21 protein-coding genes are annotated in these 24,143 nt (G+C 57.7%); 8 read left to right on the top strand and 13 right to left on the bottom strand.

Going from position 1 to position 24,143, the window contains the following annotated elements; translation table 11 throughout:
* The first annotated feature begins 66 nt into the window (after positions 1-66).
* A complete protein-coding gene (locus C4885_RS03550) occupies positions 67-1,590 on the top strand; it encodes a YifB family Mg chelatase-like AAA ATPase (RefSeq protein ID WP_113999034.1) in 1,524 nt (507 codons plus the stop codon).
* A gap of 176 nt (positions 1,591-1,766) precedes the next feature.
* On the opposite strand, the gene C4885_RS03545 is transcribed toward C4885_RS03550, so the two are convergent.
* The 8 genes from C4885_RS03545 to coaBC all read right to left on the bottom strand — a co-directional run bounded on the left by C4885_RS03545 (position 1,767) and on the right by coaBC (position 11,396).
* Entirely contained in the window at positions 1,767-2,585 is an 819-nt protein-coding gene (locus C4885_RS03545) for a DNA-3-methyladenine glycosylase (RefSeq protein ID WP_113999033.1), read from the bottom strand.
* Positions 2,582-3,643, bottom strand: coding sequence for a glycosyltransferase family 1 protein (locus C4885_RS03540; protein WP_158538792.1), 1,062 nt, complete (start codon positions 3,641-3,643; stop codon positions 2,582-2,584). Before C4885_RS03540 ends, C4885_RS03545 begins: the two co-directional genes overlap by 4 nt.
* A 28-nt stretch (positions 3,644-3,671) precedes the next feature.
* Entirely contained in the window at positions 3,672-4,922 is a 1,251-nt protein-coding gene (locus C4885_RS03535) for a glycoside hydrolase family 3 protein (RefSeq protein WP_113999031.1), read from the bottom strand.
* 387 nt (positions 4,923-5,309) lie between these two features.
* Positions 5,310-6,332 carry a DUF4340 domain-containing protein gene (locus tag C4885_RS03530; RefSeq protein WP_113999030.1) on the bottom strand — a complete coding sequence of 341 codons (1,023 nt, stop codon included), beginning with the start codon at positions 6,330-6,332 and terminating at the stop codon, positions 5,310-5,312.
* Positions 6,333-6,371: 39 nt separating this feature from the next.
* A complete protein-coding gene (locus C4885_RS03525) occupies positions 6,372-7,826 on the bottom strand; it encodes a GldG family protein (protein WP_113999029.1) in 1,455 nt (484 codons plus the stop codon).
* A gap of 16 nt (positions 7,827-7,842) precedes the next feature.
* Entirely contained in the window at positions 7,843-8,706 is an 864-nt protein-coding gene (locus C4885_RS03520) for an ABC transporter permease (protein ID WP_113999028.1), read from the bottom strand.
* A 3-nt stretch (positions 8,707-8,709) separates the two neighbouring features.
* Complete coding sequence (locus tag C4885_RS03515) at positions 8,710-9,807, bottom strand: ABC transporter ATP-binding protein (RefSeq protein ID WP_371681616.1); 1,098 nt, start codon at positions 9,805-9,807, stop codon at positions 8,710-8,712.
* Positions 9,808-10,187: 380 nt separating this feature from the next.
* Positions 10,188-11,396: a bifunctional phosphopantothenoylcysteine decarboxylase/phosphopantothenate--cysteine ligase CoaBC gene (gene coaBC, locus C4885_RS03510; RefSeq protein ID WP_113999026.1), complete on the bottom strand. Its 1,209-nt coding sequence runs from the start codon at positions 11,394-11,396 to the stop codon at positions 10,188-10,190.
* A gap of 592 nt (positions 11,397-11,988) precedes the next feature.
* Here coaBC and C4885_RS03505 point away from each other — a divergent pair.
* Positions 11,989-12,756: a type III pantothenate kinase gene (locus C4885_RS03505; protein ID WP_113999025.1), complete on the top strand. Its 768-nt coding sequence runs from the start codon at positions 11,989-11,991 to the stop codon at positions 12,754-12,756.
* A gap of 91 nt (positions 12,757-12,847) precedes the next feature.
* Here C4885_RS03505 and C4885_RS03500 read toward each other — a convergent pair whose 3' ends face one another.
* Positions 12,848-14,155: a galactokinase family protein gene (locus C4885_RS03500; protein WP_113999024.1), complete on the bottom strand. Its 1,308-nt coding sequence runs from the start codon at positions 14,153-14,155 to the stop codon at positions 12,848-12,850.
* 294 nt (positions 14,156-14,449) lie between these two features.
* Between C4885_RS03500 and C4885_RS03495 the strand changes: the two genes are divergently transcribed.
* From C4885_RS03495 to C4885_RS03475, 5 genes are all read left to right on the top strand, one after another.
* On the top strand, positions 14,450-15,304 hold the full coding sequence (locus C4885_RS03495; protein ID WP_113999023.1) for an AraC family transcriptional regulator: 855 nt from the start codon (positions 14,450-14,452) through the stop codon (positions 15,302-15,304).
* Between the two features lie 116 nt (positions 15,305-15,420).
* Complete coding sequence (rlmD, locus tag C4885_RS03490; protein WP_113999022.1) at positions 15,421-16,800, top strand: 23S rRNA (uracil(1939)-C(5))-methyltransferase RlmD; 1,380 nt, start codon at positions 15,421-15,423, stop codon at positions 16,798-16,800.
* Between the two features lie 217 nt (positions 16,801-17,017).
* Positions 17,018-17,407, top strand: a complete 390-nt coding sequence (locus tag C4885_RS03485) for a hypothetical protein (protein ID WP_113999021.1) — start codon at positions 17,018-17,020, stop codon at positions 17,405-17,407.
* 37 nt (positions 17,408-17,444) lie between these two features.
* Complete coding sequence (locus C4885_RS03480) at positions 17,445-18,314, top strand: DUF5685 family protein (protein WP_113999020.1); 870 nt, start codon at positions 17,445-17,447, stop codon at positions 18,312-18,314.
* The gene (locus C4885_RS03475) at positions 18,311-19,054 is read left to right on the top strand and encodes a J domain-containing protein (RefSeq protein ID WP_113999019.1); all 744 of its coding nucleotides are present in this window, start codon (positions 18,311-18,313) and stop codon (positions 19,052-19,054) included. The genes C4885_RS03480 and C4885_RS03475 overlap by 4 nt, the downstream gene beginning before the upstream one ends.
* Before the next feature lie 275 nt (positions 19,055-19,329).
* Here C4885_RS03475 and C4885_RS03470 read toward each other — a convergent pair whose 3' ends face one another.
* The 4 genes from C4885_RS03470 to deoD all read right to left on the bottom strand — a co-directional run bounded on the left by C4885_RS03470 (position 19,330) and on the right by deoD (position 23,047).
* Positions 19,330-20,526, bottom strand: a complete 1,197-nt coding sequence (locus tag C4885_RS03470; protein ID WP_113999018.1) for a BMP family protein — start codon at positions 20,524-20,526, stop codon at positions 19,330-19,332.
* Positions 20,527-20,659: 133 nt separating this feature from the next.
* Entirely contained in the window at positions 20,660-21,853 is a 1,194-nt protein-coding gene (locus C4885_RS03465) for a BMP family protein (RefSeq protein WP_113999017.1), read from the bottom strand.
* Between the two features lie 40 nt (positions 21,854-21,893).
* Complete coding sequence (locus C4885_RS03460; protein WP_113999016.1) at positions 21,894-22,328, bottom strand: cytidine deaminase; 435 nt, start codon at positions 22,326-22,328, stop codon at positions 21,894-21,896.
* On the bottom strand, positions 22,325-23,047 hold the full coding sequence (deoD, locus tag C4885_RS03455) for a purine-nucleoside phosphorylase (protein ID WP_113999015.1): 723 nt from the start codon (positions 23,045-23,047) through the stop codon (positions 22,325-22,327). The genes C4885_RS03460 and deoD overlap by 4 nt, the downstream gene beginning before the upstream one ends.
* Positions 23,048-23,222: 175 nt before the next feature.
* On the opposite strand from deoD, the gene C4885_RS03450 reads away from it, so the two are divergent.
* On the top strand, positions 23,223-24,137 hold the full coding sequence (locus C4885_RS03450) for a radical SAM protein (RefSeq protein ID WP_113999014.1): 915 nt from the start codon (positions 23,223-23,225) through the stop codon (positions 24,135-24,137).
* The last annotated feature ends 6 nt before the right edge of the window (positions 24,138-24,143 follow it).

The following is a 24,143-nucleotide window of genomic DNA, read 5'->3' as shown; positions in this document are numbered from 1 at the left end:
CGGAACAGGATATACTGAAAATAATCAAAGTACGCAATTTGTTGAAAGAAAGGAGTTGGCTGCGCCATGTATGCACACGTTGTCAGCCTGGGGGTAACGGGGCTGGATGGCTACCCCGTTACCGTGGAAACCCACATCAGCGGCGGTCTGCCCAAATTTGCCATGGTGGGCCTGCCGGATTCCGCCGTGAAGGAAAGCAGTGAGCGGGTGCGCAGCGCCATCAAAAACCTGAACTGCCCCTGGCCCGCCAGCCATGTTACCGTCAACCTGGCCCCCGCCGATGTGCGCAAGACCGGCAGTTTGTATGACCTGCCGGTGTTCATCGGCATTTTGGCGGCGCAGCAGTACATCCCACAGCCAGAGCCGCACCAGGCATTTTTGGGTGAGCTTGGGCTGGATGGCACACTGCGCCCTATTGCCGGTGCCCTGCCCATGGCTCTTGCCGCCCAAAAGGCGGGCGTGACCGAGCTGTTTGTTCCTGCCGAAAACGCCGCCGAAGCCGCCGTGGCCGAGCAGCTGACAGTTTACCCCGCCCGCAGCGCTGCGGATGTGATCCGCCATCTAGCGGGGCAGGCAAAGCTCAGCCCCGCCAGCCGCACAGGATACGATGCCGCCGGGCAGTGGCTTGGCCCCGATTTTGCGGATGTGCGCGGCCAGGCGGAGGCCCGCCGCGCGCTGGAAGTTGCCGCTGCGGGTGGGCACAACCTGTTGATGGTGGGCCCGCCGGGCACCGGCAAAAGCATGCTGGCCAAGCGCCTGCCGGGCATCCTGCCGCCGCTCAGTTATGAGGAAGCGCTGGAAACCACCGCGATTTATTCCGTTGCCGGGCTGGTGCAGGCCGGGACCGGATTATTGCAGCAGCGACCATTCCGCAGCCCCCACCACAGTGTCAGCGCCGCAGCCATTGCGGGCGGCGGCACAGTGCCCCGCCCCGGCGAGGTCAGCCTGGCCCACAACGGCGTACTGTTTTTGGACGAGCTGCCAGAGTTCAGCCGCGAAGCGCTGGAGGTGCTGCGCCAGCCAATCGAGGACGGGTGCATCTCCGTGAGCCGGGTACACGGCACCGCCACCTACCCCTGCCGTTTTATGCTGGTTGCCGCCATGAACCCCTGCAAGTGCGGGTATTATGGTTCCGGCGTGCGGGAATGCAGCTGCACGCCCAGTGCGATCGAGCGCTACCGGCAGCGGATTTCCGGCCCGCTGCTGGACCGCATTGACCTGCATGTGGAGGCCCGCCCCGTGGAGTACGACGCCCTTGCCGCAAAAACCGGCGGCGAGCCGAGCGCTGACATCCGCACGCGGGTGGCCGCGGTACGCGCCATGCAGGCCCAGCGCTACCAAGGCCTTGGCTTTACCTGCAACGCCCAGCTGCCCAGCGGCATGCTGCGCCGCTACTGCCCACTTGCCCCCGCCGCCGAAAAGCTGCTGCGCGGTGCGTTTGAACGCATGGGCTACAGCGCCCGCGCCTATGACCGCATCCTGCGCGTTGCCCGCACCATTGCCGACATGAACGGTGTGGAACAGATCGGCGCCGCAGAGCTGATGGAAGCGCTGCAATACCGGAGAATGGACAGGGCGGTAGGCAAATGAATATTTGCCAAATGAATAAGTAATAAAGAATAATTAAAAATGCAGGTGGACCGCGTTGCTGGCACAACGCTCAAAAATATTAGAGTTCTGTCAAATATAGAGCACCAATATTTCTGAGCCGTGCGCAGCACTGCGGTCCACCTGCATTATTCTTTATTCTTTTTTCATTATTCTTTCTATTTGACTCGTTCCTTTTCGGAACGGGCGAAATAGAACATCCACTGCTGCAAAATTCCGGCGTTGCCATAGGCTGGGAATGGGTTCTGCCCGGCGTAATGCTGGTCGATCACACGCTGGATCCACACATCCACGGGGGCACACTCCATGCGGCCATAGGCAAACAGGGCTACGCAGTTGGCCACCTTGATGCCCACGCCGTGCTGTTGCATCAGAGCTTCCAGCAGCCGGGCATCGGGCAGGGTTTCCAGCGCGGCAAGGTCCAGCGTTCCCGCTGCAACTGCCTGGGCGGCAGCCAGAACATACGGGGCGCGGTAGCCCAGCGCGCAGTCCCGCAATGCCTGCTCCCCTGCCGCGGCGAGCGCCTGCGCCGTTGGGAACGCATACAGCACATTCCCGCCCGGCTGCAGCAGCGGCGCGCCGTACCGGGTACACAGCGTTTCCACGCAAGCCTGAATGGCCGGGATATTTTTGCGCTGGCTGATGATAAAGGTAACCAGCATCTCCCAGGCGTCCTGGCGCAGAATGCGGATGCCCGCCCCGGCCCGGGCCGCTGCGCAAAGGTAGGCATCCTGTTTGGGCACCGCGGCGCGGATGGCCGCATAATTGCGGTTCAAATCAAAATAGCGGTGCCAGAAGCCCTGCCATTCTTCCGGGGTACAGCTAGCTGTATACGTATCACCGCTGCCGGGCTGCAGGTACAAAAGCTTATCCCCGGCCAAAAACCGCCAGCCCTGCGGCGTTTGCGCAATGCGGAACGCCTGGCCGCTGGCGGCTATTTTTTGCAGATCGAAATCACCCGGTATCGTTACGGTCATGGCTCGCGCAGCACCTCCAGCATGCGGCGGGCGCTGCCTTCCCACGAGTATTTTTGCAGTACGGCGGCGGCATCCCGGCCGGGGGTTACATGGTCCACACTGCCGTGGTTGGTGGAAAGGTCAATGTAATCAGCGTGGGAGCCGTAAATTTCCCGCATGCAGGGGGTATTGCTCACCATCACGCGTGGAGCACCGCAGGCAATGGCTTCCAGCGGGGGGATGCCGAACCCCTCATACAGCGTGGGGAACAAAAACGCCTTGCAGTTTTCCATCAGGCTTTTGGCTTCGCCGTCCGTCACATAGCCAAGGTACATCACGTTGTTCAGGTGGTCCAACCCCAGGGCAGCGGCCTCTTTGGCAAGGCTGCCGCCGCCCGCAATTGCAAACATAACCTGGGGTTTGCTCTGCGCAGCGCGCAGCACCCAGGGAAAGTTCTTATTTTTAAGTAGGTTGGACATTGAGAAATAATACTCGCCTTTTTTCAGCTGCGGCCACTTGCTGTACTCACCAAACAGCATGGGGTCAGGGCGCACGCGCTGCATATGCTGCCAGGCGTTATACACCACGGTGATCTTTTCGGGGTTCACATGGTAATATTTCACGATCTCGCTTTTGGAAAATTCCGAGACCGTCACGATTTTTCTGGCCTTTTTGGCAATGGCCGCATACTGCATGCAGTGCCAGACAGCGCTGGTGCGGCCGCGCAGGTCGGTATAAAAATCCGGGCGTGCTTTATAGCACACATCATGCACCACGGCAATGCCCTCGTTCCCACGGTGGAACATGGGAATAACGTTGCACATGCCCAGCCAGCAGCGCCCGCTTTGTGCCAGATATCGGCCATACACCCGCTGCCAGCCCAAAATGCCGCTGGACTGCGGCAGGGTGACCACCTTGATATTGCGGTATCCGGGAACGATACAATCCGGCGGAACCGCCACTTCCAGCTCGCCGGGTTCCAGCATGGGGTCCATGGCAGCGAGTATTTCCCGCGCATAGCGCTGGATGCCGGAAAGCTGCTGCACAAAAAACGAACCGTCTACTGTATACTTGGGCATTTTCATTCTCCTTATAAACGGCACCGCGTTACTGCGTCAGGATGCCGTATTGGTATTTACACTGCAAAATGCGCTGCACGCTTTCGTCCAGTCTCTGCTGGGGGATGGTACCATCCTGCACAGCTTCCAGCACGGCGGTATAGGCATCGGCAAGGCCGTTGGGCATCAGCAGCAGGTCTGCACCGGCCTGCAGCGCCTTGACCGCCGCCTGACCGGGGGTATACACATCGGTGATGGCCTGCATCGCCAGCGAATCCGTCACGATCAAGCCCTGATAGCCCAACTCCCCGCGCAAAAGATCGGTCAGCATGACGCTGGAAAGGGAGGCCGGGGTATCGTCCCCTGTTACCTGCGGCACGGTAATGTGGGCCGCCATAATCAGCGGAGCATTGTTCACATTTTGGGCAAAGGGCACCAGCTCACAGCTGCGCAGGTCATCCAGCGTTTTGTTCAGCGTTACGGTGCCAACGTGGGTATCCTCGCTGGTATCGCCATGGCCTGGGAAATGCTTGAGGGTACAGGCAATGCCCGCATCGGCAAACCCGGCGCACGCCCCGCCCACAAGGTCGGCGGCGGTCTGCGGTTCACTGCTGAACGCGCGGGTACCGATGACCGGGTTATCGGGGTTGGTGTTCACATCGGCCACAGGGGCAAAATCCAGGTTAAAGCCGTATTCTTTTAAGTAGCCGCCAATGGTGCGGCCCATGGCGCGGGCATCTTCCGGGTTACCGGATGTTCCCACCGCCGCAGCGCTTTCGTATTGGGGCAGGTCAAACGCGGCATTGTTGGCAAGGCGCGCCACCAGGCCGCCCTCCTCATCAATGGCAGTAAAGAGCGGCGTATCGCTCGCCTGCTGCAAATCGTCCAGGAATTGGGTGATCTGCTGCGGGCTTTCCAGATTTTTGCCAAAGATCACCACGCCGCCCACCGGGTACTCCGCCAAAGTCTGGCGCATGGCATCCGTCAGTTCGGTCACGCCGTCCGCCTTGGCATCGTTGATCTGGTCCTGTGTTTGGCTCAAGTCCAGGGAATCGGGTCGAACAAGAAAGAGCTGCCCCACCTTTTGTTCCAGCGTCATCTCCTCCAGCAGCTGCTGCACGGGGTCCGGCTCCGGGGTGGGCTGTTCCGTGGGTGCTGCCTGCGTGGTTTGGGCTTGCTGTGTTGGGGCTTCGGTCGGCTGGGCCGCCTTATTGGGGAGTACATCTTTTGGGGCAGCAGAACAGGCGCACAAGACTGCCGCCAAAACGGTTGACACAAATGCCGCGAATCTTTTTTTCATGCTTACCGCCCCCTGCTGTTTGTCTAGGGTGTATCCTCTAATAAGATAAACGAAGAAGTCATCCAAATTGTTACATAAAAGGCATTTTCCCTATCCATATTTTCACAGGGAAATATCTTTGCCTTAAGTTGGCGGGTGCACAATGTGCGCCCCTGCGGTCACTATAGGGAAATGCCATTTTTCCCGCACAACGCGCCCTGCTGCATATGCCGGCCTTGCGGCGTGTTTTATTGTATTTTGATTATACCATGCCTTGCGGCAGAATGGAACGGAATTTACAGGAATCAAGTGGTAAAATCCCGCATTACTCTGCAAAAAGCCCTCGGCACAGTGGTTTGGCACCGTGCCGGGGGCTTTGCATTGGTTCAGGCTTTGCTGCCGGACCGATTATTCATCATCAACGGTATTGTCATTGCCAACCGGGTCTTCGGCGGCAACATCGGCGGTTTCGGGGGTGGCTTCCTCCTCGGCTTCCAGCGCTGCCTTGTCATAGGCAAAGGCGTTCAGGGCGTCAGTGCTCACTTCATACACAACGCCTGCTGCGCCGGAGCTGCGCAGGTAGCACAGGGTATCGTCCTCGGCGTCGTTGCCGCCAAAGCTGCACTGGATGCTGGTGCCGTCCGATGCGATCAGGGTAACGATGGCATTGGGGGTATCCAGACCATACACGGCATCGGCCTGCGGTTCGGTCACGCTCCACTTGGTTTTCAGATCGCAGATGGTGCTCGCCATCTTTTTGACGATATCCTGATTCAGGTTATACTCCGCATCATCCGTCAGCGTCCAGGTGCTGTCATTCTGGGCAAAGCTCAGGGTTCCGCCGTTGGCGGTCTGCACCACCATCTTGGTCACATCGTCCACATCTATGTCCGTAATGCTCTGGGCGGCATACAGCTGCTTTGCGGTTTTGCAGATGCCGCTCAGGGCCGAACTGTCCAGCGTATACACCGGGCCGTCTGCGCTCAGGCGGGCATACCAGTTGTTTGTGATGGAGTTCTTGCTGCCAACGGTCAGCGTCCATTCGGCATCTGCCGTTTTCAGGCTCAGCTCATAAGTCGGGGTATCAAAGCCCATGCTGGCAACGTCGGCGTCATCGCTCAGTTCGCGCAGCGCGGTCAGAGCGGTCATGCTGTCGGCAACGCCTTGGGTCTTACTCTGGTCAAGGGGCAGCGCGGGGTCAGAATCCAGTGTCCAGGTATCATCCGTTTTGGTCAGGGCGGATTCCAGCGTTGCGCCATCGCTGGCGTCTTTGTAGGCAATCGCGATCACACTGTCAGCATCCAGGCTGCACAGTGCAATGCTGGTATCCTCTTCCTCGGTGTCTGCATGGTTCAGCACGCCAAGGGCAACGCCCAGCACAACCACCACGGGAACCAGCACAAAAAGGGGCAACATTTTCTTTGTGTTCATTGGCTGTTATCTCCTAAGGTTTCTGCGGCACTGGAAATATCAACGGCGGCGGCGCACCAAAGTGATGGCAATACCGGCCACGATAAAGGCCAGCGGCACCACAATGGTAAACAGCAGGCCAAGCAGCTTAATCGATCTGCCCGGCACCATCAGGGTTTCGGCACTCATGCTCTTGCTGTCGATCACCACACCCTCGCCGGTCATCCAGTTCACGGCGCTGGTCAACAGCTGGGCATTGCCGCCGGAAACCGCGCTGTTCATCTTGCTGTTCAGCATGTTGGGGCAGTTCACCCACACCACTTTGGCGCCGGTAGCGCTGTTGCTTGCGGCAACGGCAATGTTAAAGGGGCCGTTGGGATCATTTGCCCCCTGCTCGGCGGTGGTAGCCTCGGCGTAATCCTGCATGGAGTATGCCGTGCTGCTGGTGCTCAGCAGGGTGGTCAGGGTCAGGTCATCGGTGCTGTCGCCTTTCACAATGCCCTGTGCCACGGGGGTAAAAACATGCATGCCGTCAGTTATGCCCGCGGTGATATCGTTGGAGCTCAGGCTCGGCAGCAGGTAGGTCTGCGGGTAGCGGTAAGCGTAATAGCTGCTGTCATTTTCAATCACAAGGCCTTCCTGGCGGGTCATGCCGTATTCTGCCAGCAGGGCATCCAGGTTGGGGGTGCTCACCGTCAGATCGGTGGTCACAAACAGGTGGCCGCCGTTTTCCAGATAGGTCTTGATGGCAGCGGCATCCAGGGTGGAAAGGTCCGCCTGCGGGTCGTTGATCAGCAGGGCTGCGGCATCTTCGGGCACTGTATCGGTGGTCAGCAGGTTCAGGTCCTGCATGGTAACGCCGGAATTATCCAGCGTTTCGGTAAAATCGCTTTCCAGGCTGGATTCGCCGTGGCCGGTCAGCTGGTACAGCACATAGCTGTTCTCCCGCGTGACCTTGGCAATGCCGGAGGACAGCGCGTTCTCAGCGGAGAAGCTCATTGTGTAACTGCCGGTGGTATAATAGCTGGAATAATCCGCCGTATACATATCATTGTAGTCCACCACGGTGTGGTTATCCCCGCATACAAGGATCACGCTGGAGGAGCTTGCGTTCTGCGCGTCATACTGCTGTGCAAAGGTGGGGTACAGCGCGGGGTCGCGCTGCTGCCAGGTAAAATGGCTGCTTTCGCCCGCATAGCGGTCCAGAATTCGCGTAATGTTGGAATCCTCGTTGCCGGTTTCCGCCAGGTAATAGGCGGTCACATCGGTGTTCAGTTCCTGCAGCATGGTTTTGGTGGTATCGCTCAGGGTGAACATTTTGCCGGTGGAAATATCAAACTGGGTAAACTTGGTGGGCACCGCGCCCACCACAAGGTTGAGCAGAATTACCAGCACCAGCACCACAACGGCCAGCACGCTGGCGTAAGCACCGCTGCGCAGGCTGCGGCGGCGCGCTGCCTGCTGTGCCTGGTTAGGGGCAGGGGCATTGGCCGCGTTCTTTTTCTTAAAGTTCATCGTCGGACCCCCCTCTTTAATTCCAGCGGCGGCGTTCCAGTGCCTGACCCGTCAGGAAGAGGAACAGTCCCGCCACCGATAGATAATACACAATGCCGGTCACGCTGAACATGCCGCCCACAAAATCCGTAAACGGCTGGAACAGTGCCAGCGCGCCAAGCACGCTGTTAAAGCCGGTCAGCAGCCAGGCCGGGCGCAGCTTAAACAGCAGCACCAGCACCACGGCACCGCCGCAGAACACCGCGCTGCCCACCGTGACATTTTTGCAGGCCAGACCGACCAGCAGAGCCACAACCGCCAGCACCACGCAGAACACGATGAATGCCAGCGTGTTGCCGCTGGTGAACAGGCTCTTGATGCCGTTCATCAGGTAGCAGATCAGCAGCGCACCAAAAGTAGCCAGGTACGCAATGATCTGGTTTTCCGTCAGGGCGGAGACAAAGGTGCCGATGGCAATGCAGGCAGCGCCCATCAAAAAGTACGCCAGCCAGGTGGCGTAAGCGCTGGTAAGGGAGATGGTGCCAAAGGCCGTGAGCACCAGCGGCATGATGGCCGCTGCCGCCATGGGCACGGCAAACACCGCCAGCTGGGCAAAGTACTTACCCATCACGATAGAAGGGATTCCCACCGGGCTGGTGAGCAGCAGCTGGTCGGTTTTATTGCGGCGTTCATCCGCAAAGCTGCGCATGGTCAGCGCCGGCAGCAAAAACAGCATGACCAGCGTGGTAGAATACAAAACGGTTGAAAAATCCGACGTGCCATACACCAGGCAGTTGGCGGAGTAATATAGCCCGATAAACGCCAGCATAACACCAATGACAACATAGCCGACCAGGCTGGTGAAATAGCTGCGCAGTTCCCGCTTAAAAATGGCAAACATGGCTCACTCTTCCTCCTTTTGGTCGTTTTCGGCTTCCGGTTGTTCCGGAGTATCATCTGCCGGGGCCTGCGGTTCGGCAGGCTCAGCAGACGGTTCCGGCTGTGCGGCAGCCGCTTCCGGAGCCGGTTCTTCGGTTTCTTCCGGCTGGGCTTCCTCCGGTGCAGTCTCGGTGATCTGTAGGAAGATATCCTCCAAACTCATCGTATCGCTTGTCAGGGACACAACCGGGCAGCCAGCTTCGGCCAGCGCCTTGGACAGGGCCGCGCGCAGGTCTGCACCGGCGGTGCTGGTGGCGGTAAAGCTGACTTCATCGCCCTTTTCTGCGGTCACGCGCAGGTCGGTCAGGCCCTCCACCTTGGCGGCAGCGGCCAGAATCTGTTCTTTGGTGCCAAGTGCCGTGGCGGCAATCATGCCGCGGGCAGCCAGCTGGGCGGCCAGCTCTTCCGGCGTGCCCTGGGCGGCCACTTTACCGTGCGCAATAATCAGCACGCGGTCACAGATCGTCTGCACTTCGCTCAGGATATGGCTGGAAAGGATGACGGTGTGGGTCTCTCCCAGGTCATGGATGAGGTTGCGGATCTCGATCATCTGGGCGGGGTCCAGGCCAACGGTGGGTTCGTCCAGAATGATCACCTTGGGGCTGCCCAGCAGCGCAGCGGCAATGCCAACGCGCTGGCGGTAGCCTTTGGAAAGGTTGCGGATCAGCCGCTTTTCCATCTCCTGCAGCCCAGCGCGCTGCACGGCCTGCGCTACATCCTGCACGCGGTCCGCTTTTTTCTTTTTGCCTTTCAGCTCGCTGACAAACAGCAGGTATTCCTGCACGGTCATATCGGTATACAGCGGCGGAATTTCCGGCAGGTAGCCGATGCAGGCTTTTGCCTCCTTGGGCTCTTCTTGAACATCATGGCCGTCAATGGCAACGGTGCCGCCCGTGGGCGCAAGATACCCGGTGATCATGTTCATTGTGGTGGATTTGCCGGCGCCGTTGGGCCCCAGCAGGCCGTAAATACAGCCGTCCTGCACAGTGAAGCTGATATCATCGACCGCGGTGTGTTTTCCGTAACGCTTGGTCAAATGCTTGACTTCGATCAATGGATGCACTCCCCTTTTCTTGGGGGCCGCCCGCCGCAGGGCAGGCGTACCCCTGAACTATCCAGAAGTATACTGCCTATTTGTGAAAATTGTGCGTCGTTTTTTTGCCAGGATGTGAAAATTGTGTGCACATGCAAAAGCACCCCTGCGCGGCTGCAGGGGTGCCAAATCAGCTTATTCTTTTGCTGCTTCGTTTCTTTTGCGGGGGGCAGCTTTAGGCAACACCGCACAATTCCCGCCTGACGGCTTAAGCACCGCTCCGGCGGCTGCGGCACGGCATCTGCGTTGCCAAAATGCTCGATAATACACAAAGTATTATCTGCGCTTTTGGCTTGGCATCTGCCGCACCTCGCTCGCCGTATCGGCACTTAGAATTATGCGGTATTGCCTTACTTTTTCTGTTTTCTCCGCTTTGCTTCCACAATGACGTCCGCAATGTGCATGGCAACATCATCCTTGCTTTGCAGCGGCAGCGCGGTGGAAATGCTTTCGGTAATCAGGGTTACAACGTTGGTATCCACGCCAAAACCGGCGCCGGGCACCTTGACATTGTTGGCCACAATCATATCCATGTTTTTCTTGTGCAGCTTGGCAGTAGAATTTTCGATCAGATCTTTCGTTTCCATCGAAAAGCCGCAGACAAACAACTGCTCCGGCTTGTGCTCGCCGACCCAGCCCAGAATGTCATCCGTGCGTTCCAGCTCAATTGAAAGTTCACCATCGTGCTTTTTGATCTTATCCTGCGCCACCTGGGCCGGGCGGTAGTCCGCCACAGCGGCGGCCATCACCAGGGCATCCGCATCCATGGCGTTGGCCTTGACAGCTTCAAACAGTTCTGCCGCGGTGGCAAAAGGTACCATTTTGACAAACGGAACCGGCGGCAAGTCGGAAGATGTCAGCAGCGTCACATCCGCGCCGCGCAGCATACAGGCGCGGGCCACGGCATAGCCCATTTTGCCGGTGGAATGGTTTGTCAGGTAGCGCACCGGGTCCATCGGTTCGCGGGTGCCGCCAGCGGAAACCACCACTTTCATGCCCTGCATGTCTTTTTCGTGTTCCAGCTCCCGTGCCACATAGTCCACCAGAACGCCCTCATCAGGCAGGCGGCCGGAGCCCGTATCGCCGCAGGCCAACAGGCCGGAGCCGGAGGGAATGACGGTGAAACCGTAATGTTCCAGCGTTTTCAGGTTATCCTGGGTGATGGGGTTTTCCAGCATATGGGTGTTCATGGCGGGGGCCACCAGCTTGGGGCAGCGGGCCGCCAGGGTAACGGTGGTCAGCATGTCATCCGCCAGGCCGTGGGCCAGCTTGGCGATCACATTTGCGGTTGCCGGGGCGATCAGCATCAAATCCGCCGCGTTGGCCAGCGAAACATGGGCCACATCATACTGGAAGTTGCGGTCAAAGGTATCCACAATGCAGCGGTTGTTGGTCAGGGTTTCAAACACCAGCGGGGTGATAAACTCCGTGGCGTTTTTGGTCATCAGCACATGCACATTGGCGCCGGCTTTGGCCAGGGCATGTGCCACATTGGGCATTTTATAAGCAGCAATCCCGCCGGTAATGCCCAGCACAATGGTTTTGCCTTTCAGGTTCATGATAACACATCCTTATATTTGGCCGGGCTTCTGGCTGCCCGTATTGTTCTGCTTTTAAGTATATCCTGCCGGGGGGCAAAAGTAAAGGCAATACCGCATAATTCTAAGTGCCGATACGGCGAGCGAGGTGCGGCAGCTGCTAAGCCAAAAGCGCAGATAATACTGGATGCTGCAAAGGTGAGCGCCGCCAGTGGCGGAAACAGCGAACCGAAGCAGGGGCAGCGGTCGCAGAGTGCGAGGGGCTTTTGCCCCCGAAGCACGATGCGGGTACCGCAACCCGACATTATCGAGCATTTTGGCAATGCAGATGCCGTGCCGCAGCCGCCGGAGCGGTGCTTAAGCCGCAAGGCGGGAATTGTGTGGTGTTGCCTAAAGGGAATTCAACAGTTGGCAAACGGGCTGCGAACTGCTATAATAAACTGTAATTTTACATTCTGCGCATTTTATACTTTTATAATAGGGCAATTCTGCATCATTCTAAGGCAATACCGCACAATTCTAAGCACCGCTCCGGCGGGAATTGTGCGGTGTTGCCCTAAGCCTATCGAACGGGAAACATTGCCGGGTTGCCAAGGATACGAGGTTTTACCCTATGATTCTTGCAGTTGATATCGGTAACAGCAACATCTGCATTGGCGGGCTGGATGGCATGAAGGTGCTGTTCACCGCGCGCATGGTCACCCGCCCGCGCTGCACCGGGGATGAATACACCGCCGAGCTGAAATTTCTGCTGGGCCGCCTTGGCGTTACCCCTGAAGCCTGTGAGGGCGTTATCGTGTGCAGCGTGGTGCCCGACCTGACCAAAGTTCTGGCCGATGCCTGCACCCGGCTAACCGGGCGCAAAGCCATGCTGGTCAGCCCTGCACTGAACACCGGGCTGACCTTTGCGGTGGACTATCCGGACCGCGTGGGGCGGGACCGCATTGCCGATGCCACCGCCGCAGCCGCCCACTATCCCCTGCCCTGCATGACGGTGGACCTTGGCACGGCCACCACCTATAATGTCATTTCTTCCAAGCGGGCGTTCCTGGGTGGTTTTATCCTGCCCGGCGTGCAGACCAGCCTGCGGGCCATCAGCAGCGGCACAGCGCAGCTGCCGCCTATCTCGCCCGAAACGCCGGATCACCTGATTGGCCGCAACACGGTGGAATGCCTGAACAACGGCGTGATGTTTGGCACCGCAGCCATGCTGGACGGCCTGGCTGCCCGCGTGGAAGCCGAACTTGGCGAGCCGCTGACCGTGGTTGCCACCGGCGGCCTGGCCCCCTGCATCATGCCCTGCTGCACCCGCAAGGTGATTTATGATTCTGACCTGTTGTTCAAGGGGCTGGCGATCCTGTACAGCAAAAACGCCGAATAAGCAGGTTTGCACGTTTTGTATTCTGCCTGCTATCAGAAAAGGGACCGGCATTTTCTGCCGATCCCTTTGTTTTATGTATTTTCCGAATGTTTTACATATCCGGCGTAACCATCACAGCGCCGTAATTGCGCACGCTCAGCACATGGCAGCTGCCCGCGCCAAACACAGCGTCAATGGCGTTCTTGTAGGTTTCCAGCAGTGCCAGCGGAACAAATGCCTGGATGGTACCGGCAAAGCCGCCGCCCTGCAAACGCCATGCGCCGCGGCCGTTCAGCACCTTCTGGCTGATGGCCAATGCCAAAGGCACGCCCTGCTCCTGCGGGTTCTTGATGCTGTAGGCGTTCTGGTTGAACTCAAAGCTGGAATGGCCGCCCTCAATGATCAGCTGCAGGAAGCGGTCAAAATCATCTGCCTTGATGGCTTCATAGATTTCCCCGGCGCGGCGGCTGTCATTATAAAAATGGATAGCACGCACCACGGCGCGGTCGCCGGTCACTTTGCGCACTTCGGGGATGGCTTTCAGGAAGGTTTCCTCGTCCACATCGCGCAGAACCTTTTTGCCAAAGAATTCGGCAACGCTCTCCATCTCGCGGCGCACAGCGGCATAATCATCGGTCAGGTCAGCGTGGCTGCCCTTGGTATCGCTGATGCAGAGTGCAAAGCCCTTGGCTGCCAGATCAAACGGAACTTCGCGCACGACCGGATGGCCCACTTCCTTAAAGTCGATGGTGATGACCTTTCCCACGGCGCAGGCGGTCTGGTCCATCAGGCCGCAGGGCTTGCCAAAGAAAACATTCTCAGCATACTGGCTGATCATGGCGTTTTTGACCTGGTCGAAACGCTTCATGTCATTATCGTTGTACTCGCCGCGGAAGATAGCACCCATGCACACCTCAAAGGCAGCCGAGCTGGACAAACCGGAACCGCCCAGAACGTCAGAGGTGGTGTAGCAGTCAAAGCCGCCCACCTTGCCGCCGTCTTTCACAATGCCGGCAGCCACGCCGCGGATCAGGCTGGCGCTGTGCTCTGCTTCAACGGGCTGCGGGGTCAGGTCGCGCAGATTCACATCGTCGATCTTACCAAAGCCGTGGGAAATCACGCGTACAACGTTCTCGTCATTCTTGGCAACCACAGCAATGATATCCAGGTTTACGGCAGCTGCAATCACCACGCCATTGTTATGGTCGGTATGGTTGCCGCCGATCTCGGTGCGGCCGGGTGCCGAGTACAAACACACTGTGCGGCCCGTGCCAAAGTTTTCTTCAAAATGGTCGATCATATCCACATAACGGACACGCTGGGCTGCCACAGTAGCAGTGTCTGCCCCATACAGCTTGGCAAAAGCCTGGTCGTAACCGCCGTTCAAGATATTTTGTTTCAGTTCCGCACTCGTTGCCATCGTTCATACACCTTTCTTCGTTTGGCTGTCCCTTGTAAAATATGCACAAAAACCGCGCGTTCTTTTTAGCTATGCAGCGCATTTTAGGCCAGTATCACGGCTTCTTGTACTCAGTATAACAAATTTTAGCAGGATGTAAACATCTTTTTTCAACGCGATTATGGACTTTTGATGAATCTTCTGATATAATGGTAAAAAATATGCTCCATCCTGTTCCGGCCTGCTGCGGTGGGCCCTGTTTTGGGAGCAGAATGGCGAACCACAACCAGATTTTGCAAGAGTGAGGGATTTGGTATGCCGACCATCGCAAAGCAATCTTATAAGCAGAACTATACCGATAATGTAGAGCTTTCCATTTTTAATTGTGGCCACGAATACTGCCAGCCGGGCCACACCTGGGGCCCCGGTGTGCGTGACCATTACCTGATCCATCTTGTTGTTGCGGGCAAAGGTGTGTATCAGGTCAACGGCGCTGCCTATAATTTGCAGGAGGGTGATCTCTTCCTCGCCAAACCCAACCAGCTCATCACCTATGCGGCAGATGAAACCGACCCGTGGGAATATTACTGGGTCGGCTTTAACGGTGCCTGCGCCAACAAGCTGGTGCAGCAGACCCCGTTCAGCGATGTGCAGCCCGTGCACCACTGCAAAGACCCCCAAAGCACCCGTGAAACCATTTATAATATCTACCTGGCCCGCGGCCCGGAACCGCAGTGCGAAGCCCTGATGACCGGCTACCTGTACCTGTTCATGGCCCAGCTGATGAAGGAAGCGCGCGAAGCCATGCCCAACACGCCGTCTTCCAGCAGCCAGTATGTGCTGGCCGCTATCAAGTATATTCAGTTCAACTATTCCCATGATATTTCGGTAGATGACATCGCCAAGGCGGTTGGGGTCAGCCGCAGCCATCTGTACCGCGTGTTCATGTCCAATGTAGGCCAAAGCCCGATTGACTATTTAACGGGCTACCGCATCAGCGAAGCGTGTTCCCTGCTGAAAAACACCGGGCTTTCCATCGCCGAAATCGCGGTCTCCGTCGGCTTTTTTGACCAGTTCTATTTTTCCCGCGTGTTCAAAAAGGTCAAAGGCGTTCCCCCCAGCAAGTACCTTGCCGCGCTGGAAAAAGACCCGCAGCTGGGGCTGGTATAAGCCATTTTCACACAATGTCCCACCATACGGCAGCACCTTGCTTTTTGGTGCTGCCGCTCAGTTTTTACCGGCAGACTGATATATTTGCCATAACATTAGAGCAAACGGAGCAAACCATGTCTTTGAAGAAAAATCAGATTTTTGAAACCACGATTGAAAACCTTTCCAGCGATGGCAGCGGCGTTGCCCATGTGGAAGGGCAGGCCGTTTTTGTACCCGGCGCAGCACCGGGGGATGTGATCCGCTGCCGCATTGTAAAGGCATTGAAAAGCTATGCTTTCGGCCGCATTGACGCGATTTTAGCCCCCGGCCCCGGCCGCGTTGCGCCGGATTGTGCCGTGTGCACTCCCTGCGGCGGCTGTGGCCTGCGCCATTTGAGCTATGCTACGGAATGCGAGGCGAAAACCGGCTTTGTGCGGGATGCTTTTGCCCGCCTTGGCGGCTTTGATGTAAGCAGCTTTGAGTTTTCGCCCGTTCTCGCCCTGACGGACCACACCGCACACTACCGCAATAAGGTCCAGCTGCCCGTTGGGCTGGATGCCGATGGCCATGTCGTGACCGGTTTTTACGCCGGGCGCACCCACCGTATCGTCCCCTGCCCCGATTGCAAATTGCAGCCGGAGTGGATGAACGCCCTGGCCCGCCGGGCTTGTGCGTTACTGGAAGCCAACGGCATTGCCCCCTATGACGAGGAAACCGGCAAGGGCCGCGTGCGCCATTTGTATATGCGCCAGGGCTGGCACAGCGGTCAGCGCCTGCTGTGCTTTGTGGTAAACGGCAACGGCCTGCCCAACGAAGCCGAAATCTGCCGCACCTTGCAGCAGGAGTTCCAGCTGACCACCGTGCTGATCAACCGCAATACCGCCCGCACCAACGTGATTTTAGGGCGGGATACCCGCACCGTGCTTGGCCCCGGCGTGATTGAGGATACTTTGGCCGGAGTGCCCATCCAGATGGGTGTGCACGAGTTTTATCAGGTCAACACCCCCGCTGCCGAGCTGCTGTACGCCAAGGCGAAAGAGTTTGCCCGGCTGCAGCCGGATGACTTTTTGCTGGACCTTTACTGCGGTATGGGCACCATTGGCCTTTCGATGAAGCCGCACTGCCGCCGCCTGGTCGGCGTTGAGGTTGTGCCGCAGGCAGTGGAAGGTGCCAAAACCGTTGCTGCGCATCTTGGCCTGCCCCCGGAGGAAGCCGATTTTTACTGCATGGACGCCGGCGAAGCCGCGATCCGCCTTGCCAGCGAGGGTGCCCACCCCGATGTGATCGTGGTGGACCCGCCGCGCAAAGGCTGCGATAACGCCACCCTGACTGCCATTGTCCAGATGGCCCCACGCACCCTCGTCATGGTCAGCTGCAACCCCTCCACCGCCGCCCGCGATGCTAAGTTCCTGTGTGAACAGGGGTATACACTGGAAAAGGTTCAGCCCGTGGATTTGTTCCCAAGGACAAGACACGTGGAGTGCGTACTTCAAATGACCCGTAAAAGTAATTGATTGCTTCTTATTGCACAGGGCGTGCATGGCTATGTACAGAATGTCCCCCCTATTATTCCCTTTTGTTCAAATTCTGTTCCGAAGTCGTTCACGATTTAACCATAAATACATGCGATAATAATTGACATATTACAAAACGGTGTATCCGCTAACAACGCAACGGCCTGCTTTTTGGCTTTTGGGGTACACCTGTATTCAAAAGGATGGCGTGTTTAAGATGAAGGCATGGTTCCAGCGTTTTATGTCCGGGCGGTACGGCAGTGATACTTTTGGCAACTTTTTGTGCGTAACGGCGCTGGTCTGCCTGGTAATTGGGCTGTTTGTGGGCATCTTTTATTATATCGGGCTTCTGCTGCTGCTTTATGCGTACTTCCGCATGCTCAGCCGCAACGTACACAAGCGCTATGCAGAAAACATTGCCTTTATGCAGAAAACCGCTGGTGTGCGCGCCAAGTTCGGCCAGCTGCAGCAGCGGTTTGCCCTGCGCAAAACCTACCGCTATTTTTCCTGCCCGCACTGCCGCCAGCAGGTACGCGTGCCCAAGGGCCGCGGCAAAATTTCCATCACCTGCCCCAAATGCGGCACCCAGTTCATTAAAAAAAGCTAAAGGTTTTCCCTTCACTTCGATGAAAGGTTGACGCTGCGTGTTTGGATATGTTACCATTTATCAGAAAGATTTAGACAATGCCGCAATGGACTGCTACCAGGCGTACTATTGCGGGCTTTGCCAATCTTTGGGCCGCAAATACGGCACGGCGGCGCGCATGGCGCTGAGCTATGACATGACCTTTGCCGCGCTGTTGCTGACCGCTCTGTATGACCCGCCCACACAGACTTCGCAGGGGCGGTGCGCGCCGCATCCGCTGCGCACCCGGCCGCGGGCCGTGAACGAATTCACCGATTACGCTGCGGACATGACGGTGGTGCTGGCCTATTACAATTATCTGGATGACTGGCAGGACGACCACAAACGCAGCCGCCTGCGGCTGGCAAAGCAGCTTAAGCCGCATCTAGAAAACATCCGCCGCCAGTGGCCGCGCCAGTGCGAGGTCATCCACACCAAGCTGGATGAGCTGAACCGCCTGGAAAGCGCCAACAGCACCGACCTGGATGCCCTTTGTAATGCTTTTGGCGCATTGCTGGGCGCGGTGTTCAGCCCGCGGGAGGATTTCTGGTCCCCTGCCCTGACGCAGATGGGCCGCGGGTTGGGCGGGTTCATCTATTTGATGGATGCCTATGACGATTTAAAAAAAGATGCCCGGCACGGCAGTTTTAATGCACTGGCCGCCACCAAACAGACGTTTGGCAGCGACAGCGCCGGGTTTGAAGCGCGCTGCCACGAGCTGCTGACCCAGCAGATGGCCCTTTGCGCCCAGAACTTTGAACTGTTGCCGATTTTGAAAGATACCCCCGAAGGTCAGCTTTTGCACAACACGATTTACGCGGGGGTGTGGAGCAAGTACGCGCTGGTGAAAGCCACACGCACACCACGGAAGGGGAAACCAAACGAATGAATGATCCGTACAGTGTTCTTGGCATTACGCCGGGCGCCGATGAGGAAACCATTAAAAAAGCATACCGCCAAAAGTGCAAGCAATACCACCCAGATTTACACCCGGACGACCCCACCTGCGAGGACAAGTTCAAAGATGTACAGGCCGCTTACAGCGAGGTCATGCGGATGCGTTCCGGCGGCGGGCCCAGTGCATCCAGCAGCGGCTCTTCCAGCTATTATGGGCAGCGCAGCAGCGGCAGCAGCCAACAGCAGTACCAGGATCCGTTTGGCTTTGGGTTCGGGTTTGACCCCTTTGGCTTTGGCGGCACCTATGGCGGGGCCAGCAGCAGCTATGACCGCCGGGAATCGCCGGAGATGCAGGCCGCCAACAACTATATCCGCAACGGGTACTATGCAGAAGCGATGAATGTTCTGGAAGGCATTGCCTCCGCTGACCGGGCCGCCCGCTGGCATTATTATGCCGCGCTGGCAAGTTCCGGCCTGGGTAACAACATTCGCGCCCAGAACGAAGCCCGCACCGCTGTGGACATGGAGCCCGGCAATTACGAGTATCAGAACCTTTTGGACCGGCTGCAGAACCCCGGACGGGCGTACTCCACTTATCAGCAGGCATACACCCAGCCCGGCAGCCGCCAGCACGGCATGAACTTTTGTTTGCAGGCCTGGCTGTACCTGATGCTTTGCAACCTGTGCAGCATTTGCTGCTGTGGTGGGCGCGGTGGATTTTATATTTGCTGAGCAGGGGTTGAAAGTAATTTTTATCGTTGAATCAATATAAAGCGAACGCATGTGGTTACCTGTTGGGGCCGCATGCGTTCGTTTTGGTTTTGGGTGCTATTTTATTATATGAATCGCGGGGAGATTGTAAATGCGCTAGCGGGTACATATCATGAATGGTGATTACCTCACGGTACGGACGTTTTCATAGGTTTACTCCATAAAAATAACCGCCCCCGGCCAGTTTCCCGGCGGGGGCGGTGTGCTTGTTAATTCAAACCCTGTTCAGGCAAAAATCAGACCTGGTAATCCACGGTGATGTTGCTGCTGGTGGTGGGCTTGGTGGCATCGTCAGAGTTGTTATCCACCTTGATTTCGCCGTTGCGGATTTTCTCCAGAACGGTGTTGTACTCGTCCATGGTGAAAGTGCTGAAGTTCCAGCTTGCTTCGTCGGTGGGCAGGCCAACATAGTCGCCCTCTTCCAGGCCAAAGTTGCCGTTAGTGCCAGCGATGGTGCTCCAGTCGCCTGCATTGACGGTATCCAGGCCATTCTTAACGGCAGCGCCCAGACCCTTCATGGCGGAGGTAACAAACGGGTTTGCCTTGTACTTGCCGGACTCAACACCCTCAACGCCCAGGTAGTTCTGGTCAACGTCAACGCCGATCAGCTTGCCGTCATGCTTGTCAGCAGCTTCAGCAGCAGAAGTCCAGATGCCGCCGCCGCAGGCGAACACAACTTCGGTGCCGCCATCGTACCAGCCGTCCATCTTAGCGGTGATCTTCTCATCGCCATAGAACTGATTGCCGTAGTAGTAGTTCATCTGAACGTTAATGCCCAGCTCCTGTGCTGCAGCATCAGCGCCCTGAACATAGCCGTAACCAAAGCGGATAACGGCGGGCACCGCCTGACCGCCCAGGAAGCCCAGCTTGGTGAAGCCGTCCTTGACAGCTGCATAGCCAGCCAAGTAGCCGGCTTCCTCTTCCTTAAAGGTCACGCAGAACACGTTTTCGGGGATGGTGCCGTTCTCATGGTTGATATCAAAGCCGTTCACATCAACTGCGATGAAGTGAACATCAGGATACTCGGTGGCACCCCAGGCCAGAGCAGTACCATACAGGTAACCAACGCATACGATGGTGTTTGCGCCATCGGCGACAGCCTGACGGATCAGGGTCTCGCGGTCTTCATCGCTGGCGTCCTCGCCGGAAGGCAGGTAGTAGTTGTACTCAATGCCGCTTTCATCGCCGTAGCTCTTAACAGCTTCCCAGCAGCCCTGGTTGAAGCTTTCATCGTCCAGGGTGCCAACATCGCAGCACTGGGCAATGCCGGTGATGTTGGCAGAACCGGTTGCTTCAGCAGTAGCAGCGGAATCGCTGGTAGCCTCGGTAGAAGCAGCAGCGCTGGAAGAAGTGGTGCTGCTGGCAGAGCTGCCGCAAGCAGCCAAAGAGAGTGCCATGCAGGCAGCCATGGTCAAAGCAAGATACTTTTTCATGTGTGATCTCCTTATTTTTTTATCAGGGGCGCATGGTTTGCATCCCCTCGTATACATCTTATTATACCGTCTGGCAGTGCTTTTTTCAATGTGTAAAGCATTACAAAAGCATGACAATGCCCTTTGGTTCCTGTTACTGGTTCGGCTGATCCACCGTCACATTCTGGGTCTGCGGCATTGCCGTGGTATCAGAATAGCGTTCCACCTTTACAGTGCCTGCTGCCATACGCTGGTACAGCTCACGATATTCTTCGCCGGTAAAGGTTTTCAGCCGCCATTCCTGCGTGGCAAGGCCCACGGCATCCACTTCGGTGCCAAGGGTCTCGGTCTGGCCGCTGTGGTCCTGGTCCCAGTTGTTCTGCGTGCCGAACAGGTACAGTTCATTCTGCACCACGGTGCTGTAGCAGTTCACAGCGCTGGTTATCACCGAGCTGCTTTGCCCGGCGCAGTCCCAGCCGGTGGCGATCACTTCGCGGCCGCTTTTCTCTGCGGCCTGTATGCAGCTGTCCGCCAGTTCCGGCGTGGCCGCCATAACCACCTGGAAGCCCTCGTTATACCAGCCGCAGACATAATCCGTCAGGCCATCATCGCTGGCCGTCATGCTGCTGTACCAGATGCGGATATACACCTGCACGCCCATGCTGTCGGCTGCGGCTTCCGCCCCCTGCACAAAGCCGGTGGCGTAACGCACGGTGCTGGGCAGCGGCTCGCCGCCAAGCACCGCCATGCTGGTGTTGCCTTCCCGCACGGCGGCATACCCGGCCAGGTAAGCAGCCTGTTCTTCACGGAAGAGAACGCAGTGCACGTTGGCGGATGTGCGGTAGTCGGTGTAATCCTCGGAATGCGGCTCATCCCCGATCATCAGGTAGTTGACTGTGGGGTAATTATCCTGGATGTCATACAGGGCGGCGGCCATCTCGCTACCATAACACACCACCAGTCCCGCACCGCTTTGGGCGGCGCTGTTCAGGGCTGCTTTGGCGGCATCCAGGCTGGTATCTGCCGCAGTAAACTGCTGCGCGGTATAATTAAAATTGCTGCAAAACGTTTGCACGCCGTGCCATACAGCCGCACCGGCACCGATATCCGTTCCCTCGGCACCAACTGCCAGCGCGATTACGGCTCCGGCGCCGTCCAGCGGCTGGTCCACTTTTTCTGCCGTAAGTTCATACAGGGCATCGTCCGTCAGCACCTGTTCCTGATCCTGTGCAGCAGGTTCAGAGGAAGCGCTGCTGCCGCAGCCCGCCAGCGCCAGCCCAAAGGCCAACGCCAACAACAGGCAAAGCAGCCGCCGGGCTGCAAAACGTTTGTTCTGGGGTAAAGACATGGGTGGAATAATCTCCTTTTATTGGGGTAAATGAGCCGCCTTAATCGGCCCCCGGCTCGATTTCAAGATTGGTCGGGCCAAAGCCGTAGGGCAGCAGGTCGCCCAGGGTCGTTTCGATGTAATCATCCTCGCTTTTGGCCATCAGCACCCGCAGCCTGGGGCCGCAGAATTCATACAGAGCCTGGCGGCAGACGCCGCACGGACCGGTGACAAGGGTGTTCTTTTTGCCGTCCAGGCTGCCCACAATGGCAATATCGGTAAACTCGGTCACACCCTCGCTGACTGCCTTGAACAGCGCGGTGCGCTCGGCACAGTTGGTGGGGGTATAGCCGGCGTTTTCGATGTTGCAGCCGGTATATACCATTCCGTTTTTGGCCAGCAGCGCCGCGCCCACCTTAAAGTGTGAATACGGCGTGTAGGCAAAGCTGCGCGCCTTGAACGCTGCGCGGATCAGTTCCGCATCCGTCGGCTTCATTCCAGCACCGCCCCCAGTGCAACCTTCATCATGGCGGTAAAGCTGGTCTGGCGCTCTTCTGCCGTGGTGATTTCGGGGCTGACGAAGCTGTCCGAGATCGTCAGGATACAGGCAGCATGTTTGCCCAGCACCTTGGCGTTGTGGAACAGCGCAAAGCTCTCCATCTCAACAGCCAGGCAGCCTTTTTCGTCGCGCAGAACTTCCCAGTAGGTGGGGCGTGCGCCGCTATCCTCGCGGTAGAACACATCGGAGGAATGGATGGTGCCTTCAATTAGGGGAATGCCCTGCTTTTTGGCGGAAGCACGCAGTGCGTTGTTCAGTTCCTCGCTGGGCTTCTGGATGTCGTCGGTATCGCCGGACTGGGTCACGGCATAGTTGCTTTCGGAGTAAGCGCCGGTAGCCAGAACCACATCAAAGACCTTGGCTTTTTCGGTATAAGAACCGGCAGAGCCAATGCGGATGATGTTCTCTACCCCATACTGGCTGTACAGCTCATAGGAGTAGATGCCGATGGACGGCATGCCCATGCCGCTGCCCATCACGCTGACAGGGTGGCCCTGGTAGGTACCGGTATAACCCAGCATGCCGCGCACATCGGTAACAAGGCGCGGGTTTTCCAAAAAGGTTTCGGCAATAAATTGGGCGCGCAGGGGGTCGCCGGGCATCAGCACGGTTTTGGCAAAATCGCCGGGATTGGCGCGGTTGTGTGGGGTAGACATATCAGATACGCTCCTTTATGTTGGATTTTTGCGGCCGGTTGGCCAGCCGCTGTGTTCCATGGTTTGTTTTGCGGCCCATTCCATTTGGGCAGATATATATTTAGTATACCACATTTTTCCGTTTTGTGGTAAACTTAGTATGAATTCACCACAAAGTTTTTCGGGGGTGTTGTTAATGCAGCTGCCTGAGCACTGCACCTTATGCCCGCGGCGCTGCGGGGCCAACCGCGCGGCGGGCCGCACCGGCTATTGTGGCGCGGGGGATACCCTGCTGGCCGCCCGCGCCGCCCTGCACCATTGGGAGGAGCCCTGCCTGAGCGGGGACCCCAACGCCGCGACCGGCAGCGGCACGGTATTTTTTACCGGCTGCACCCTGCAATGTTGCTACTGCCAGAATTACAAGATCAGCCAGCAGGGCCTTGGCAAGCCGCTGACGGCGGAGCGCCTGGCTGAAATTTTTATGGAATTGCAGCAAAAAGGCGCCAAAAACCTGAACCTTGTCACCGCAACGCAATGGCTGCCGTGGGTGACGCAGGCGCTGGATGCCGCCCGCCGCAATGGGTTGACCCTGCCGGTGGCCTATAACACCGGCGGGTACGAAACCGTGGAAACCGTAAAGGCTCTGGCCGGGTATGTGGACATCTGGCTGGCGGATTACAAATATGCCAGCCCTGCCCTGGCGAAAGAGCTTTCCGCCGCGCAGGATTACCCACAGGTGGCGCACGCCGCCATCCGCCAAATGCTGTTGCAGACCGGTGCCCCAGTGTACGATGCCGACGGCTACCTGCAAAAAGGCGTGATTGTGCGCCACCTTGCCCTGCCCGGCCACAGTGATGACAGCCTTGCCGTTTTGCAGCGCCTGGCCGACCTGCGGCAGGAAACCGGCGTGTCGTTTGTGCCCAGCCTGATGAGCCAGTTCACCCCGTTTTACCGCGCCGCGGAGCACGGTTTGGGGCGGCGCATTACCACCTACGAATACCGCAAAGTGGTTGACCGCGCCATCGCCCTTGGCCTGACGGATGGCTACATGCAGGAAAAAAGCAGTGCCCGCGAGGAATACACCCCGCCGTTTGACCTGGAAGGGGTCTGATGCGGT

The sequence above is a fragment of the Subdoligranulum sp. APC924/74 genome (assembly GCF_003324125.1).
GTDB lineage: Bacteria > Bacillota > Clostridia > Oscillospirales > Ruminococcaceae > Gemmiger > Gemmiger qucibialis.
The sequence above is the reverse complement of the archived record's forward strand: the minus strand, read 5'-3'. Positions and strand labels throughout refer to the sequence as shown.